The organism is Paenibacillus sp. TSM33, assembly GCF_056099025.1.
In genome coordinates, this window is sequence record NZ_JBLZXB010000010.1 from 771,099 (window position 1) to 787,801 (window position 16,703).

Consider the following 16,703-nt stretch of genomic DNA (forward strand, 5'->3'; position numbering starts at 1 on the left):
GGCAAAGCGACGCTCTTCCTGTTGGCAGTCCAGTCAACACAACAGAGGAAGTGCATATTCCTATGAAAGAATGACTGAATTTTTGAAACAAGGAATTAGAGGAAGCTTTTTTTCCATTCCATATGAGCCGCAAATACTCTTTTCCATAACTCGTCCCGTTCCTGGTGGCTGTAGTTAACGAGCGGCTCACCAAATACATCTGCCAATACTTCCAGCCACTGCGACTTCTTATCCAGCTCTATTTTTTCCAAACCGTTTAGCCCGCGTTTTTTCCAAATACATCCTCTGAGTTCATTCGCTTCTAATGCTTGTCTTTGCCGAATTAGAAACAGGTTAAACCATGGAGATTCCACGGAGCGGCTATAGAAATGATGTTTCGGCTTAAATTCTTCCAAATCCTGAACAACCGTAGGGGCAAAATCAACGCCAACAAATGAAGCAAGCGGGTCATGTTCTAAACGCCAACCTTTAGTAACAACTTCAGATTCCATAACTTTATAACGAAGTGGGGGTTGTTCATAAGTCCCCATAAGGAGTGGAAGAGGCTCATATGGCATATCGCCCAGTCCGACATCTACAATCCATACTTCATCTTCTTGCTGCTCATTTAGCAAGTTCACTGTTAGTCCAAGATGAAATGAATTAATGCGTGGCTCAGCTCCTAAGGGTTGTACCCCAGCCTGATGCAGAGAAACTTTGTACCCTAGTGAATGTAGTAGCGCACTAAAGGCACCATTCAGATGAAAACAATAACCACTTCTCCCATGTAGAATGAGTTGAACGGACTCTTGAAAACCAATGGCAGCCGGCTTTCTTGCAAAAATGTCCAACGTTTGCCATGAAAGCTGTTTTACATGTGCCTTATGCAGCTCCACTAAATAGGATAGGGTAGGAGGCTGAACTTCGGGAATTCCGATTCTGTTCAAATAAGATTTTATTTCTTCTTTTGTCATGGTGTACATGTACAGTCACCTCTATTGTTAGTTTGCCAAATTCCTTCTCGAAACAAATGAGCATTGATTCTTAGCATCATTGTAAAAGGGGGGAGTGCTGTGTACAATGCTATAAATTTTTGATTGTACCGGTACAATCAGAAGATCGATTCGTTTAGTAACATGCCGATTTCCCATGGATGGCTGCCAGAACATAAAAAAACAGACCTTATTACCGGGTCTGTTTTTGCTGAGTTGCAAGCCAACAGATTATAGTAGTGATCTAAGTTCACGCCGGTATTTGTTTAAATGCACAAATGACGGAATGACACGTTTGGCAGAGCGAAATCCACCTATTCTAAGGTTGCGAACGACATGATAGGGAGAAATCAATAAGGCGTGAAGCAGATGCAAATCCTGGGTGCTCAAGGGTCGATATCGTTGATAAAAGTCTATCGCGCGCAGCATTTTTGTCGCGTTCCAAAGACAATTCCGATGAAGAAGATGGGAGAGATCTTTCATCCTTACGTGTAGGGAACAATTTTCAAAGTCAATCAAATGGATTTTGAGCTGCCTGTCTTTGACCAAATTGGGATAGTTATAGTCACCATGTATTAATGCAGCTACTTTTTGCTCCTGCTGGATTGCTGCTCGAACTTTGGGCTGCTGTAGACGATATAACACTTCTTCACAAAGAGCTAGGAGATGTGCTGTGCCTTTGTGAGGACTGAGGCGTTTTTTATATTCAGCTATTTCATCGCTCAAGCCTTCATAACGGATTCTGGTAGGCGGCGCTTCCGTGACAGGAAAGCCTACGGCACTGGTGTGGAATTTGGCTAAAGTAGAAATTCCTTTTTTGAAGTCTATTCTTTTTGTAAATTCCGGTCTGGGTCCATGAACCCAATTCGTTAGTGTATACGAAACACCTTCATAGGTCATGTAGGCTGTTTGCTGTATGGTTGGATAGACCTTTTGGCTACGTGTAAACCCGCGCTCATCCAGATAGGACAAGACACGTGTAATAAAACGAATCTCTTCTTCGGGGAATTTGTAGGGCTTTAAGCAATAAGTTGTATTAGCGGTTTCAATCTTGTGAATGTCCTTCATTTGGCGACTACGCTGAATTTTGATTCCGTACATTTGCTCAACGCTCGATAAAATCGACATTTTGCTCCTCACTTTCTTTTATACACGGGCCCATTCCTGCAAAATATGGATGATTTGTAATCGAAGAGGCCACGACTGATCCCAGTTGTCTAGGATTTCGCGGTCTCTTGAACGATTCGGATGTCGGGAAGCATGCCAAGCTTCTCGTGGCAGTTTATATAAAGCTGTAACAATCTTCCGCTCAGTTCGGCTGAGTGGTTTGCGTTTTTGATATCCCCTCAGCAAGGATTGCACAAATTCAGGATTGAATTGAGTCGTATTCATAAGAGCCTTTGCCAAATCAGCATAGACTGAGCCAATTTTGGCCCGATCCCAATCAATGATTTTGAGATGACCGTCATCTGAAATAATGACATTCGGGGTGGTGATATCACTGTGTATCAAGGAGGGGTGCCGACGTTCTGTCCGAAGCAGTCTTATAATGGATGCGTCCTGCAAATCCTTCCATGCACGCCTGGATAAACGTTTGCAGTTCTTTCCATGAGTGTTGTACCAGTTGCGGTAATCTCTATTCTGACGGCTGATTTTTGTCATTTTTTTTTGGAAAAGACGGTCTTGGTTTTTCCATATCCTCAATTGTTGAATGGTCGGAGGGGACTTTCCCTTCTCCATCCGATGCAAGCCGGTGGATGTAGCGTGGAGTGTGGCAAGGGCCACTCCCAGTTTTTCGAAATCTTCAGCGGTTTCCAGGCCCCGTCCTTTGATCCACTGACTTACATAAAATGGCGTTCCTTGATGTAATGTCCATAGCTTGCCGGAATGAGTGGGGAGCCAGGTGGGCATGTAGGTATACTTTCTCTTTTTCAAAAGCCTTATATAGCTCGCAGCTCGTTCCATCTGTTGAATCGTATTTGAACGAGCCATCTTTGAACGACTAAAGGGTTTTAATGCATAAGTTCCCTTTTTCGTTTTTACTTGGATTACTGCATTCTTTCGGTACAGTGATGAGACTAAGCTTGATTTTAAGGGGATCAGGCCGAAACGACGGGTGATTTCGCGAATCTGTGCTTTTGTATAGGATTTCGCCATAAGAACCTCACTTGACTTTTAATTGAGAAAAAGGTAATCCTCTGTTAGTTATCAGTCTATTCATGAGGAAATAATAGGTGCAGTTTTATGGAGCTCTTCTCTTACTTTTCCTGTTCACATTCGTCAAAAAAACGGAGCAGCGAAAGTTCGTTGCTCCGTTTTCATTTGCTCTGTATTACGCAAGCCTGATTATGAATGATTGATCAGTTATCGTTGTCATCTTCTTCGTCTGTATCCACGATCGCTCCAGACGATGCATGGATTTCAAGCTCGACAGTTCCTTCGTTGGTGAGTACCTTGACCTCATAGATGAACTGTCCCTCTTCCTTATCTAATTTAGAAGACAGAAGGGTACTCCCAGGCACGTGCTTAAGTGCAATTTGTCCAGCCTGTTTTTCAGTTAGGGTGACGTGGTTGGGCTTGTAAAAAGAAGACTCGTCATTCGAGTCATGATCAAGCTCAGAATGGGAACGGATGGTTTTTCCGGTATAAGCATCAATATTTATATCCCAATCTTTATCCCCTTGCTGGAGATCCACTTCATAGTAGACTTTTCCGTTCTTGTGTTCCAGATCGACATCCTCAACTTGCGCGTTGTTTCCCACAGCCTTCTTGGCAATGTTGGCAGCAGCAGTCGCTCCAATTAGCCCCGTAGGTTTAGCTGCCCATACGGCATTGGCCGAGACGCCCGTAACTGTAACTCCAAGCAGAACCGTGGCTGCCATTATTCCTAATGTATAGTTTTTTTTCATTACTAATTCCTCCTTGAACTGTATGCTTGAATACAGCTTAACCCTTGAACATGAGAGGAACATAATAGAATCATGAGAAAACAATGAGAAAGCATGGCAAGATCATCAGGGTCTCATGACTCGTCGTGATCCTGTTTTTCTTTTTCCCAAGTGATAGAGTCGATCGAGCCTGATACTGCATTGATCTGCACCACTGCCTCACGCCCATCTTGTACCTCAACCTCAACAAGATAATAGAGGCCCTTGTCATTGCGTTGCAGTTCAATATCATCGGATGTTCCATTCACTGCTTTTGCAGCAAGCTTGGCTGCTTCATTCTCTGTAATGACAAGAGAAACCGGGTCAGGTTTATGGACTGGATTTGATTTGTCACTGGGCTGTGTGGAACCGGGGGTGTGATCTTGGGGTTCCTGCTTTGCATCTGTATATATCTGTGTTCGCTTTATGGATTGGATGACACCATCATAGGCATTGACTTTTATTTCGTACTTCCCTTTGGCGCGTTCCAGCTTGATCACATAAAAATTATCCAAACGTTGAGATTCGAGCACCTCGCCGGGATACTGTTGCAATACAGATTGGACCACAGCTTTTTCTTCCAAGGGCGAAGCTGCTAACGATCGTGCCCAGGGCCACTGTAAAAGGCAAATGGTGATCAATATAGCCGCCAACGTACCGCCAATCATCCAGGCATAGATTGCTTTCATCACTTTTCCCTCCTTGGCTTATTATTCTGGAACAGTAGGGAGGATAACCGTTGCAGTTGTTCCGTTTCCCTCTATGCTTTCTAGCCCAATTTGTGCTTGAATAGCCTGAGCAATTGCTGTAGCTAATGATAAGCCTAGCCCGGCCCCACCTTCCTCGCGGCTTCTGGCTTCGTCCACGCGATAAAAGCGGTCGAAAACTTTAGATAACTTTTCTTCAGGGATTCCAATTCCTTGATCTGTGATTCTTATGCAAGGTTGAGCCGTACCGTCCACAATATCAATCATCAGGTGTATCGGTTCGTCACTATATTTGCGTGCATTATCCAAAAATATAAATAGAAGTTGTTTTAGTTTATTCTCGTCCGTATAGGCGATGCAGTCTGTTTGTACATCCAGTTGAATTTGTCGGGCGAAAGCATTTTCAAATGTAGCTTTCAGTTCTGTCCCTACTTTGGTCAAGCGTACAGGTTCTAACGTGACATTCCATTGTTCTTCGTTTCTGGCTAATAGAAGAAGCTGCTCTGCCATATCCTTCATTCGGATCGCCTCCGAATGGATCGCTTCAACGGATTCGGCAAAAATGCTGGGGTTCTGCAACCCCCTCCGTTTAAGCAAGCTGGCATAACTTTCAATAATGGTAAGAGGGGTTTTCAATTCATGGGACGCATTCGAAACGAATTGTTCTTGGCGAACGAAATTCCGCTCTAGTAATTCAATCATGTCATTAAACGTTTCTCCCATTTCGACCAACTCGTCGCGTGATGACGAATTGAGCGGAAGCCGTTTGAATTTCCCGCTACGTTGGATCTCTTTCATCGTGCTAATCATGGATGTAATTGGATGTGTAATCAATCTGCCCAGCAGTCTTCCCGATATCACGACAGGAATAAGCGCAATTCCCGTGACTGCAATTAGTACGATTCTGAGTACCTGTAGCGTTTGCATCGTTGGTTGCAGACTTTCAGTCACCTGAAGATTGACCACCTCTCCATTCGACCAAATTATGGGGACCGATACGAGAATATAACGGTTGCTTTCATGGGTAATGATGCGAACCTGCCGTGTTTCTTTGAAAACGCCCTTCATCAAGCTGAGAGACTGCTCTGATGAAGAGGTGATAGGGGCAAGAAAATCGCCTTCCGGCCTCATCAGCCGAAGCATGCCATCCAGCGGCACATAGGCTCGGAGAAGATCCTCAGCGGCTACGGATACTGGAGCGCGTTGAATGCCATGAATCATGTTTTCTGCCGCGGCTTCTACCTGGTTTTTTCGACTGTCTATCGAAAGTTGGCTGAATAGAAAATAGACTGAGAAATTAATGGCCACAAGTAAAACCCCGAATAATAACGAGGTGTACGCATGGATTTTGTTCTGCAGCTTCATAATGATTCCTTCAGAACATAACCAATTCCGCGTACAGTATGAATCAGCTCAGGGAGCTGACGCGTGGGGTCGATTTTATTCCGCACGTAGCGAATATACACATCGACCACATTGGTATCACCAATATAATCAATGCCCCATACATTCTCCAGTAATTGTTCACGACTAAGTACCTGCCGCTGATGTCGGAGTAAATGAACGAGCAAGTCAAACTCTCGCGGCGTAAGCTCAATGTTGTGCTCTCCACGAAGAACTTCACGAGTACCTTCATGAAGACGTAAATCCCCAGCACTAAGCCATTGATCTGCCACTTGTGAAGCCATATCTTTCGTGGCACCTACCCTGAGCGCAGCCCTTACACGTGCAAGCAGCTCTTCAATCACAAAAGGTTTGGTAACATAGTCATTGGCTCCCAAATCGAGTCCCTCGACTTTATCCGCAATGGAACTTTTAGCCGTTAGTAAAATGACAGGAACGTTCGCATCATGTTTACGAATCCTTCGAAGGAGTTCGATGCCATTAAGACCGGGAATCATAATATCCAGCAAAACCAGATCCCAGCTACCTTTGCAATAGGTCTCCAGCCCGTCAATTCCGTTTTTTTCTTTACTTACTTGATAGCCTTCAAATTCAAGTTCGATCTCTAGAAGTCGGGCAATCTTCTCTTCGTCTTCTACGATCAAAATGGATTGGTTCATAATCATGCCCTCCTGTAGGCGAATAGCCGATACGGAAGTATTTTAGCATATACGGACAGGTAAGACACTTCAAAGCACAGAACTGGGAGAGAAAGAGCTTAGCATAATGCGTTATAATTATGGAACATCCCTTCGGTCAGATGTGGCCCCTATCATAGAAAGGGCATTGGAAGGACGGGCCGAGCTGGTGCAGGCTGGTGCGCTGGATGAACTCTCGTTGAACTACATACACAGTATCTATCTCCATCACCGGGAGAACATGTATTAACCTCGCGCTTAGCGACCGGGGAGTGAGTGGGTCACATGGCAGTGATTTACTCAAAACATTATTTTATTATTTGGAAAACAGGGGCAGTCTGAATAGATACAGCAAATTATTTTTTTATACATCGTAATTCGGTAAAATACAGACTGGAACGGATACGCGACATGACGGATTTTGATCTTAATGATTCCCGCGAGCAGTTTATATGCCATACATGTCTGATTCATTATTATTTGCGGAAGCATAAATAGTCGAACGTTTTTTTGAGGCAGGGAGGGAAGGACATGGATAAAAGAATACTGATAGCGGACGATGAGGCGAGTATTCGGAATGCACTGGCCTATGCGTTAGAGCGGGAAGGTTTTTTGGTGGAAACTGCCGTGGATGGAGCGGATGCATTGGAAAAAGTGCGTTTGTTCCACCCGGATGTGCTCATACTGGATGTGATGATGCCCAAACTGGGCGGATATGAGGTGTGCCGCCGGTTGGAAAGCCGGAAGGGTATCGGTATTTTACTGCTAACCGCCAAAAACGATATCGTCGATAAGGTGCTCGGACTGGAGCTGGGAGCGGACGATTTTATGAGCAAGCCGTTTGACCTAAGAGAACTGCTCGCACGTATTAAGGCATTGGTACGGAGACTGGAACGAGAAGGAGCGCCTGCGCCGGAAGGAACGGAAATAATACTGGACCCGTTGCGAGTGCGTCCGTCCAGTCGAACGGCTGAACTCGGAGCAAAAGCATTGGATCTGACCCCTAAGGAGTTTGATGTGCTGGCGCTGCTGGTGTCCCATGCTGGAAGGGTATATACGCGGGATGAGTTGCTGGAACAAGTATGGGGCATAGATTATGCAGGGGGAACGCGGACGGTGGATATTCATATTCAGCGCTTACGCAAGAAACTGGAGCCGCACCAGTCGATGCTACAGACCGTGTATGGAATCGGCTATAAGGCGGAGAAAATGACGTGAACGAGCATCATTCACTCCATCCACAAGGAAGCTTACAGTCTACTGACCCGCAGAAGCGCCAACGTAAGCGTACAGGCTTGAGCCTGCGCTGGAAATTTCCGCTGGTACTGGCGGCTTTGCTGCTGTTTACTGTCGGTGTGCTGAGCTGGCTCGTACTTACTGGTATTCGTGCTAATCAGACAGACCAAATGGAACGCGGCTTAAAGCGTCAGGCGGAAATCGTGGAGATGCGCGTAAAACAGTCTTACCTGTTGGGAGTTCACCAATCGCCCGAAGACTTCATGAAGAAGCAAGCGCCGCAGCTTGCTGTGGAACTCGGTGTATCCAGTAATATGCGTGTTATTTTATATGATGGCCAGGGACATGAGGTCGGAAATTCTCTACCACTGGCTTATAGAACAGATGTCAGCCAGGCGCTTTCTTATGCGCTCCAAGGGAAAATTGCGTATATTACGGAAGGTAGCTCAGTTACTTATTTGGCTCCGCTTCAAGGTCCGGACGGCTTGCTGGGAGTGGTACAGCTTCATAGCTCAACAGAAGCACAGCAGCAGTTTTATCAGACCATTGCCCGCTTGTTTTTATGGACAGGAGGTGTGGTGCTGATCTTGAGCTTTATTCTGGGATTAGGCTATGTCAGCCGCCAGACGAGGGACATCGGACGACTGACTCGCGCTTCTGAGCAGATCTCGGCAGGGCACTATCCAAAAGTTCGATTGCTGCGACGGCAGGACGAGCTGGGAAGGCTGGATGAAGGGATGCTCCAGATGAGTCATGTGATCCGGGCTAGTATTGCCGCGCTCGAAAATGAAAAGCTTCGGCTGGAAGAAGCAGTTCAGCGTTTGAGAGAGCTAGAGCAGCAGCAAAAGACTTTTATTGGCAATATCAGCCATGAATTGAAGACTCCGTTGACCTCTATTCAGGCTTATGCCGATTTGCTGGATATGTATGGGGATGATCCCGAATTGGTGCGTGAAGCGAGAGAAAGTATCGCGAAGGAAACAAAACGGTTGTATGAGCTTGTCGAGGATTCACTGAGACTAGCTGTGCTGGACAAATATGATTTTGAATTACATACGGAGGAAGTGGAGCTGCATTCGCTGCTCGAAGATGCAGGTAGCCGAATCCGGGGGAAAGCTGCGGCGCGTGGACTGCATTTTTCGATGGATACCATTCCAGCCAAGGTGTGTGGAGATCCTAAGCATCTAATGCATATTGTACTGAATTTGCTGGATAATGCAGTAAAATACAATCAGGCCGAAGGCTGGATCACGTTATCGAATCGAGTGGAAAAGAACACCGTGATAGTGTATATACGCAATTCCGGTCCATGGATTCCTAGGGAAGAATGGGACATGATTTTTGAGCCGTTTGTTACCTTAAGCCGTGATCGTTCTCGCCAGGACAGTGGTACGGGACTTGGCCTGCCTTTGGCACGCAGACTGGCGGAGCGCATGGGTGGAGAGTTGCAGCTTACAGCTTCGGGGGATACTGGATTGGAAAATAACAATGGTCATTCAGGTGCAAGTGGCAATGAATTTTCGCTCAGGCTCCCCCTGTTGGTTCATAATGGTTCTCAGTAGTTAGACTTCTCGATAGCTATGGAGCCGAAAATATTGTCTTATTTACAATTTGGAAACAATTCGATGTATTCACGAGATGTTCCGGCATTAAGCTGGGGGTAACGTTAACAAGGAGGTCGTTGTACATGATGAAGAAAAACCTAGACAGCTACGGGCAAAAGAACGACCTTCCTCGGCTCGAACATCCCTATGCACGCTTTTTCAGACACAAAGTTGCAGGGCTGCTCATGACTGGCTTGATCGTTGGAGGATTGCTCAGTGGCTGCGGCATAAAAGGCGCAGGAGAGCCCCATCCATCATCTGATATGAAAATGGGGCAAAAGCTCACTGTGATTGAAATGGATGCGGCTCAGCAACAAGTATCGGACGAGCTGGTGGTACAGTCCATCGACAGGTTGGGAGATGTCTACGCGAGGTCATGGCTGAATGATGAAGAATTAATTGTGGAGCGTCAGAATCAGTTGTGGATTCATAATGTAAAGACCAACAAGGAGCGAGTTTTAACACCAGGTCGTAACGCTTTACAGTTACTTGCAGTGGTTTCACCGGATCAGCGTCATGTCTTTTTCACGGAAGGCAGCACCAGCAGCAAGTATGATATTCAGGGCTATATTTTAGAGCTAAGCAGCGGCAAGGTTACAGCGGTTGGCCAGCTGGACATGACTAACGAAGTGAGCTGGGGCGATAAGGATCATCTCATTACAGGTACACCAGACGGTAAGATACATCTGATTGGTTTGGACGGCAAAGCTGAAGAATTGAGTTTTCAAGATCCGAATCGCTCAGAATTAATTGCTCATGTGGAAAAAGTGGGTAACGACATATTTTATACAGGCAATGATAAACAAGGGTATCCGGTACTGAATCGGTTCTCTCTCAATCATCCTCAAGCTGTGACCATTGCAGAGGGGGCCATGTCTTTTGCTGTGTCGCTTGATGGTAAATCTATTGCCATTGAAAAGCGGAAATGGAATACATCCGAACCAGCCCGTATGATCATTTTAGATGAACAAGGCAAAGAGAAAGGGATCGTGGGTCAAGGTACTTTAATGAGTCGTGGAAGCTGGTCCAGCGACGGGACCAAGCTTGCCTTTTCCATTTATGATGAGGATCAGCAAGGAATGAGAGGGCTGTATGTGTTTGATCAATCCACGGGTAAAACCACTCCCGTTACGACCGATATCCAATCCTATGACAGCCCAACAGTGTGGAGCCCTTCCGCCCGGTTTTTATCCATGTACCAAAACATTTCAGAAGGTGGAAAACAACTGAATCAGAGCTACATCGTCGAATTTAAGAGGAAGTAGTTTCTGAATTCAGTCGTACACGAGGCTCATCGTTGACAAGGAAATCATACCAGCGGTTGCGAAACCGAACCTGAGGTCCATCAGCGGGGACGTGTGCCTCCATTCGCAGCGCTTCTGGAATTGGACGCGGATGCTGACTTTCTACCACGGCCCGATCCTCTTCCAGCACCTTGCCACTGTATCTGGAAAAAAAGTGGCTTAAGCCTGGTACAAATCTGGAAAAATTACGTCCAGCCAGTCCGTAGATGACCGTTAATTCTTGCTCAATCGGAGTGAAGGTGACGAAATTAATAAACTTGCTGCGTCCTTCCTTGGCGGGAGTCATAATCCATTGCTGTGGAAAGGTATATTGTAATAGTCCATTCCCGTTTTTCACTCGAATATGATTGTCATCCGCTTCAAACTCGATATGAATGTCGGTGGAGGAATTTTTACCGATCGTTTTGTTATGGACAATTGGCAAATGAGCGACATCCAGCACGCTTTCCACAACTCTCGTCAGATGTGCCTTCCACACGGAATCGTAGGGAGACAAAATAAGAGAGGGGTCCTCCAGCTCGGGGAAAATCTCCAGAGGAGGTGGGGAGGTAGATGTGCCCAACCCTGAGTTTATCTCAGACTTTGAGCCAACAGCCTGGGGATATACCCACAGCAGGCCAGCTTTTTCAATCGCGGGATAGGCATAGGTATGAGCAAACTCAGGAATAGCTCGTCCCGGATGTGCCGGAATATCCACACACTGTCCACTCTCATCGAAAGACCATGCATGATAAGGGCATGTGATTTGCCCGTTTTGACAATAGCCGAGCGACAAATCAGCTCCACGGTGCGGGCAATAAGCATGGATGGCATGTACCTGACGATGATCATCACGGTACAGGACAATATCTTTGCCAAGCAGACGCTTCTTAAGCGGTTTATTTTTTAGTTCCTTGGACCAGCCAACGGCGTACCATGCGATCGGGAATACCTGCTGGTCACTTTCACGTACTTCACGAAAGCTGGGATGGGTGTGCATCTATATCAACGCTCCTCGTTCTGTTTCTAATGTATGACCCGCGGGTCATTTATTATATAATTATAATACACTCCTGATCCAAAACGAAACAGGCGTCCTGAAATTGGCAAGAAACGAAGGCTGCTTAAGGTTGTATGAAATACTAAAAAAAGGCGCATTTCCCTCTTCGGAATGCACCTTTTTTTTAATTACGCTGGCTATTCGATTGTGTATCACTATACAAATTTGCGATGATGTTTCTTACCGTCATATGAAAATAAGGCGAGCTTACCCTCAATCGTCGTTTCCAAATGAACGGTACGCCCCCACAGCTGGTACACATACGGAAGTGTGCGCTCCATATATTTTAAATCCAGCTCAATGCCTTCGTACTGATGCTTGAGCTTCAACTCACCTGTATGCTGATAATCCCCGTCTTCAACAACGATATAAGGGGAGCCGCCATTTACACGTGAAAACACAAGCTGATCCCGTATGTTTTCCCAGGATTTATCGGTAATTTTCCAATCCGGCCCCCGTTTCTCAAACACGTACAAATCTAAATCCTCTGTTAGCTGCTTGGTCATGTAATTGCGTATAAAAGAGGTGTCCGAATCAAATTCTCGCACCTCGAACATTTTAGCTCGGCCCTCGCCCGGTTTGCGTCCTTGACGCTCTTGCTCCTCACGGGTCGGGTTATCCCATCGCTTTTCAATATCTTCAAATATTTTCAGTCCCAAATAATATGGATTCAAGCTTTGCTTGGAAGGCTGCACAACGGAAGCATTTAGCATGGCAAATTCAACAGTTTCATCCCCGGTCAAATCCAGTTCTCTGACAATCCGTTGATGCCAATAAGAGGCCCAGCCTTCATTCATGATTTTGGTCTCCATTTGGGGCCAGAAATACAGCATTTCGTCCCGCAGCATCGTCATGATGTCCCGCTGCCAGTCCTCCAGTACCTCAGAGAATTCCTGAATAAACCAGACGATATCTTTTTCAGGCTCCGGTGGGAACTGGCGTACCTTGATCCCCTCGGTCTCGGCCGAATCATGCTGCTTTACTGTGTCCAGTGACCACAGATCATCGTAAGGTCCGATGGGACGCTGGTGTTTTTTAGGTTCTTTTTGCTCCTTGATTTTGAGTTCCATATAGCGTTGTTTATCCAGATGTCTTGGTTTGATGAGCTGTGGGTCTACATGCTCCTGTATCGCCAGTACAGAGTCAATGAAGGATTCCACGGCCTTGGAGCCGTACTCCATTTCATAGCTGCTGATCCGTTCCGCGGTGGCAGACATGCTCTCGACCATATTGCGGTTGGAGGCCGAGAAGCGGGCGTTGTGTTTGAAAAAATCGCAGTGTGCCAGTACATGGGCGACAATCAGTTTATTTTGCACCAAAGAATTTCCATCCAGCAGGAAAGCGTAGCAGGGATTGGAGTTAATGACCAGCTCATAGATTTTACTCAATCCAAAATCGTACTGCATTTTCATCTTGTGAAATGTTTTTCCGAAACTCCAGTGGCTGAAGCGCGTGGGCATACCATACGCACCGAATGTGTATACAATATCCGCCGGACAAATTTCATACCGCATCGGATAGTAGTCGAGACCGAATCCATTTGCAATCTCCATAATTTCTGATATCGCGTATTCCAGCTCTTTCTGGTCGGTACTCATCCCACCGTTCCCCCTTCCCGTTTGCGAAAAAAGGTGCGTAGGGCTTGGTATACCTCACCTTTTTCCTTGATGACATAGTACATAAACTGATCTGCCTTAATATTCTTATAGGCTGACATCAGCGTACTGCTGCGATTATATTGGTTCACCTCTCCATAGCCGAACATATTGCTGCGCTTCATAAGCTCCTCAATTAGTTTCACACACCGTTCATTGTCTGAGCTTAGGTTATCGCCATCGGAGAAATGGAAGGGATAAATATTATAAGTGGAAGGAGGATAGCGCTTGTCGATAATCTCCAATGCTTTCAAATAAGCAGAAGAGCAGATTGTTCCGCCACTTTCACCGCGAGTAAAAAATTCTTCCTCCGTAACCTCCTTGGCTTCGGTATGATGCGCAAGAAAGACAATTTCCACCTTTTCATATTGGCGGCGCAAAAAGCGAGTCATCCAGAAAAAGAAGCTGCGGGCGCAATATTTTTCAAAAGATCCCATGCTGCCTGAGGTGTCCATCATAGCTATAATTACCGCATTGGATTGGGGAATGGTTTTCTCTTCCCATGTTTTGTAACGAAGATCGTCCGGACTAATATGATGAATGCCCGGATTCCCCTCACGAGCATTGCGGCGCAGATTTTCGAGTATCGTTCGCTTCTTGTCAATGTTCGCTTGCATGCCTTTTTTGCGTATATCATTGAATACGATAGATTCAACCTCAATTTGATCCTTATCTTTTTGCTGCAAATGCGGTAATTCCATTTCCTCGAACAGCATATCTTCGAGTTCTTCTATGCTGACTTCAGTTTCCATAATATCGTGTCCTGGCTGGTCGCCTGCTTTCTCGCCTTTACCTGGCTTCTGGGAAGCAGGATCACGTCCGATGACATCCCCCACCTGACTGTCGCCATCCCCTTGACCTACATGCTTTTGCTTTTGGTAGTTATAAATGAAGCGATATTCATCCAGACTGCGAATGGGCACTTTGATAATCTGTTGACCGTCCGACATTATAATATTTTCTTCCGTTATCAGATCGGGTAGATTTTGCTTAATGACATCTTTGACCTTCTGCTGATGGCGTTGCTGATCCTGGTACCCTTTGCGATGCAGCGACCAATCTTCACGGGATACGACGAATGAATATGGCTGGCGTGGTTCCGTCATTGTTAGGCACCCCCCAAGTGGATACACGGCACAGTTTGGCCTTGTTGGTTATTAAGTATATTCACGGGGATGTACGATATGTGATGGAACTCGATTTAAATTCTGCCCGTTTGCTTTTATAATGAAAGTAAAAAATGTAAAAAAAGAATGGAGAACCTTGGTTATGGAAGAAATTGCAGTGCTTATCGTAGACGATGAACAGGGACTGCGAGATATGCTGACAACGGTATTAAAAAAAGAAGGATTTCTTCAGGTTAAGCATGCAGCCACGGGTCAAGAAGCGCTGCAAATCGTGATGGAATCTCGAATTGATGTGATCGTGCTTGATGTTATGCTTCCTGATCACGATGGGTTTGAGGTGTGTCGTCAGATGCGTCTATATACGGAAGCTCCTATTCTTTTTTTGACAGCAAGAGATACAGATTTGGACAAATTAATGGGCTTTGGTATTGGAGGGGACGATTATATCACCAAACCATTTAACCCGTTGGAAGTCGTAGCGCGTATGAAAGCTCGAATGAAATATCGAAAAGTGACAACAGCGGACATGAAGCCTGCCTTACGAACCTTAGATTTTGGATATTTTTGTCTGGAATTGGAATCAGGTGTGTTGTATGTGCAAGACCAAGAGGTCGATTGTCCTGCGCGTGAATGGCTGCTGCTGGTATTTTTGTGCAAGCATCCTAACCGTATATTCAGTGTGCGTCAGCTATACGAAGCACTATGGAGCGAGACCTTCCTTGGTGATGAAAAGACAGTAGTCATTCATATCTCTCGTTTGCGAAAAAAAATAGAACCTGATCCCAAGCATCCGCAATTTTTAGTTAATGTAAGAGGGCTAGGTTATAAAATGATATCAGTCAAGAGGGGGGAGCAAGAATGAACTCTCTGATCAAGATGTCCTTTCGTTTTATAAAAGTAACATTATGTTTTGCTCTAGCCTATGTTCTTTGTTTTCTTATCTGTACTGTTATATATATTTTTATAAAAAGTACATTTGGTACATCTCATAATATGAATATTGATCTCTTCTGGATCGGACTTGGAATCATGCAGAGCCTTGTGTTTATAGTTGTCTATGGATGGTATATAGGCAAACCCTTGGTGTATGTAATTAAATGGATTGGAAATATAGCAACAGGGGAATTCCAGGCACCGCTAAGTGAGCTAGAACTGCCAGAGCGCAAAAAAAATCAGAGAAATAATTATAAGCCTCCGTATCAATTGTATAAAGAAGTTTTTGAACAAATGAACATCTTATCTGCTCAATTGCGCAGTAATGAGGAAGAGAGAATAGAAATAGAAAAGCGAAAACAGCAGTGGGTAGCAGGCGTAAGCCATGATCTCAAAACACCATTATCCTATATTGAAGGATATGCAGCCATGCTGACTACTCAAGAGTATGATTGGTCCGATGAAGAAAAAAGAAGCTTTAGTATGGCTATCAGTGAGAAAGTGACGGAAATGAAGCAGTTAATTCAGGATTTGAATGCTTCTATGCAGCTCAAGGAGGGTGCCTTGCCGATCCAACTGAAGAAGGAGGACATTGTGGAGTTTCTCCGCAATACAGTCATAGATATCGCTAACCATCCTTCGGCCGAGCAGTACGAATTTTCTTTTATGTCATTGGAGGCAGTATGTACCATGCCCTTCGATAGTAAATTATTAGGTAGAGCGCTGAAAAATTTTTTGATGAACGCAATCATTCATAATCCTTCAGGTACACATATTTCAATGGATGTAAATAAAGAGAGCGATAAGCTTCATATTTCGATCGAAGATGATGGAAAAGGAATGAATCCAACTGAATGTATACAGGTGTCTCATTCCAAAGAGCATGGCATACCTATTGCCAAAAGCTTTATTGAAGCTCATAACGGAACGCTTCATATTCTTCCGGGAAGTAAAAAGGGTACCAGGGTGGAAATTACTTTGCCGCTAAATATGTAACTCTTTAACATCTGTGCCTTCACATTTTGGAGTCCGCTCGTTTTTTTGCCTGTTGTTTAGGAACTGTTTACCTGATGTTAACTTTCCTTCTGTAAACTGTATGTAACTAAAACTTCAGCATTA

16 protein-coding genes and 1 pseudogene are annotated in these 16,703 nt (G+C 45.1%); 7 read left to right on the forward strand and 10 right to left on the reverse strand.

Features of this window, described 5'->3' with window-relative positions; all coding sequences use genetic code 11:
- Positions 1 to 95 precede the first annotated feature (95 nt).
- The 7 genes from ACN6NF_RS07445 to ACN6NF_RS07475 form a co-directional block, all read right to left on the reverse strand.
- The gene (locus ACN6NF_RS07445; protein ID WP_474316523.1) at positions 96 to 962 is read right to left on the reverse strand and encodes an arylamine N-acetyltransferase family protein; all 867 of its coding nucleotides are present in this window, start codon (positions 960 to 962) and stop codon (positions 96 to 98) included.
- 240 nt (positions 963 to 1,202) lie between these two features.
- Entirely contained in the window at positions 1,203 to 2,099 is an 897-nt protein-coding gene (locus ACN6NF_RS07450) for a phosphotransferase (RefSeq protein WP_474316525.1), read from the reverse strand.
- 18 nt (positions 2,100 to 2,117) lie between these two features.
- On the reverse strand, positions 2,118 to 3,128 hold the full coding sequence (locus ACN6NF_RS07455; RefSeq protein ID WP_474316527.1) for a phosphotransferase: 1,011 nt from the start codon (positions 3,126 to 3,128) through the stop codon (positions 2,118 to 2,120).
- Positions 3,129 to 3,331: 203 nt separating this feature from the next.
- On the reverse strand, positions 3,332 to 3,880 hold the full coding sequence (locus ACN6NF_RS07460; RefSeq protein ID WP_474316529.1) for a PepSY domain-containing protein: 549 nt from the start codon (positions 3,878 to 3,880) through the stop codon (positions 3,332 to 3,334).
- A 113-nt stretch (positions 3,881 to 3,993) separates the two neighbouring features.
- Positions 3,994 to 4,587, reverse strand: a complete 594-nt coding sequence (locus ACN6NF_RS07465; RefSeq protein WP_474316530.1) for a PepSY domain-containing protein — start codon at positions 4,585 to 4,587, stop codon at positions 3,994 to 3,996.
- Positions 4,588 to 4,608: 21 nt separating this feature from the next.
- Positions 4,609 to 5,970, reverse strand: coding sequence for a sensor histidine kinase (locus ACN6NF_RS07470; RefSeq protein ID WP_474316531.1), 1,362 nt, complete (start codon positions 5,968 to 5,970; stop codon positions 4,609 to 4,611).
- A complete protein-coding gene (locus ACN6NF_RS07475) occupies positions 5,967 to 6,668 on the reverse strand; it encodes a response regulator transcription factor (RefSeq protein ID WP_474316532.1) in 702 nt (233 codons plus the stop codon). Before ACN6NF_RS07475 ends, ACN6NF_RS07470 begins: the two co-directional genes overlap by 4 nt.
- Before the next feature lie 106 nt (positions 6,669 to 6,774).
- On the opposite strand from ACN6NF_RS07475, the gene ACN6NF_RS07480 reads away from it, so the two are divergent.
- From ACN6NF_RS07480 to ACN6NF_RS07500, 5 genes and pseudogenes are all read left to right on the forward strand, one after another.
- A complete protein-coding gene (locus ACN6NF_RS07480; protein WP_474316533.1) occupies positions 6,775 to 6,936 on the forward strand; it encodes a hypothetical protein in 162 nt (53 codons plus the stop codon).
- A gap of 31 nt (positions 6,937 to 6,967) precedes the next feature.
- Positions 6,968 to 7,184: pseudogene (locus ACN6NF_RS07485) on the forward strand (helix-turn-helix domain-containing protein); the annotation flags it as partial.
- Between the two features lie 33 nt (positions 7,185 to 7,217).
- A complete protein-coding gene (locus ACN6NF_RS07490; RefSeq protein WP_474316534.1) occupies positions 7,218 to 7,904 on the forward strand; it encodes a response regulator transcription factor in 687 nt (228 codons plus the stop codon).
- On the forward strand, positions 7,901 to 9,484 hold the full coding sequence (locus ACN6NF_RS07495; protein ID WP_474316535.1) for a sensor histidine kinase: 1,584 nt from the start codon (positions 7,901 to 7,903) through the stop codon (positions 9,482 to 9,484). The genes ACN6NF_RS07490 and ACN6NF_RS07495 overlap by 4 nt, the downstream gene beginning before the upstream one ends.
- A 125-nt stretch (positions 9,485 to 9,609) precedes the next feature.
- A complete protein-coding gene (locus ACN6NF_RS07500; RefSeq protein ID WP_474316536.1) occupies positions 9,610 to 10,791 on the forward strand; it encodes a WD40 repeat domain-containing protein in 1,182 nt (393 codons plus the stop codon).
- Here ACN6NF_RS07500 and ACN6NF_RS07505 read toward each other — a convergent pair.
- The 3 genes from ACN6NF_RS07505 to yhbH form a co-directional block, all read right to left on the reverse strand.
- Complete coding sequence (locus tag ACN6NF_RS07505; RefSeq protein WP_474316538.1) at positions 10,778 to 11,809, reverse strand: Rieske 2Fe-2S domain-containing protein; 1,032 nt, start codon at positions 11,807 to 11,809, stop codon at positions 10,778 to 10,780. The genes ACN6NF_RS07500 and ACN6NF_RS07505 overlap by 14 nt on opposite strands.
- Positions 11,810 to 12,024: 215 nt before the next feature.
- On the reverse strand, positions 12,025 to 13,467 hold the full coding sequence (locus ACN6NF_RS07510; protein ID WP_474316540.1) for a SpoVR family protein: 1,443 nt from the start codon (positions 13,465 to 13,467) through the stop codon (positions 12,025 to 12,027).
- Complete coding sequence (gene yhbH, locus ACN6NF_RS07515) at positions 13,464 to 14,630, reverse strand: sporulation protein YhbH (protein ID WP_016820483.1); 1,167 nt, start codon at positions 14,628 to 14,630, stop codon at positions 13,464 to 13,466. Before yhbH ends, ACN6NF_RS07510 begins: the two co-directional genes overlap by 4 nt.
- Before the next feature lie 163 nt (positions 14,631 to 14,793).
- On the opposite strand from yhbH, the gene ACN6NF_RS07520 reads away from it, so the two are divergent.
- Together ACN6NF_RS07520 and ACN6NF_RS07525 are read left to right on the forward strand one after the other, a co-directional pair.
- Positions 14,794 to 15,513: a response regulator transcription factor gene (locus tag ACN6NF_RS07520; protein ID WP_447250000.1), complete on the forward strand. Its 720-nt coding sequence runs from the start codon at positions 14,794 to 14,796 to the stop codon at positions 15,511 to 15,513.
- 179 nt (positions 15,514 to 15,692) lie between these two features.
- Positions 15,693 to 16,580: a sensor histidine kinase gene (locus tag ACN6NF_RS07525; protein WP_474316543.1), complete on the forward strand. Its 888-nt coding sequence runs from the start codon at positions 15,693 to 15,695 to the stop codon at positions 16,578 to 16,580.
- Positions 16,581 to 16,703: the final 123 nt, after the last annotated feature.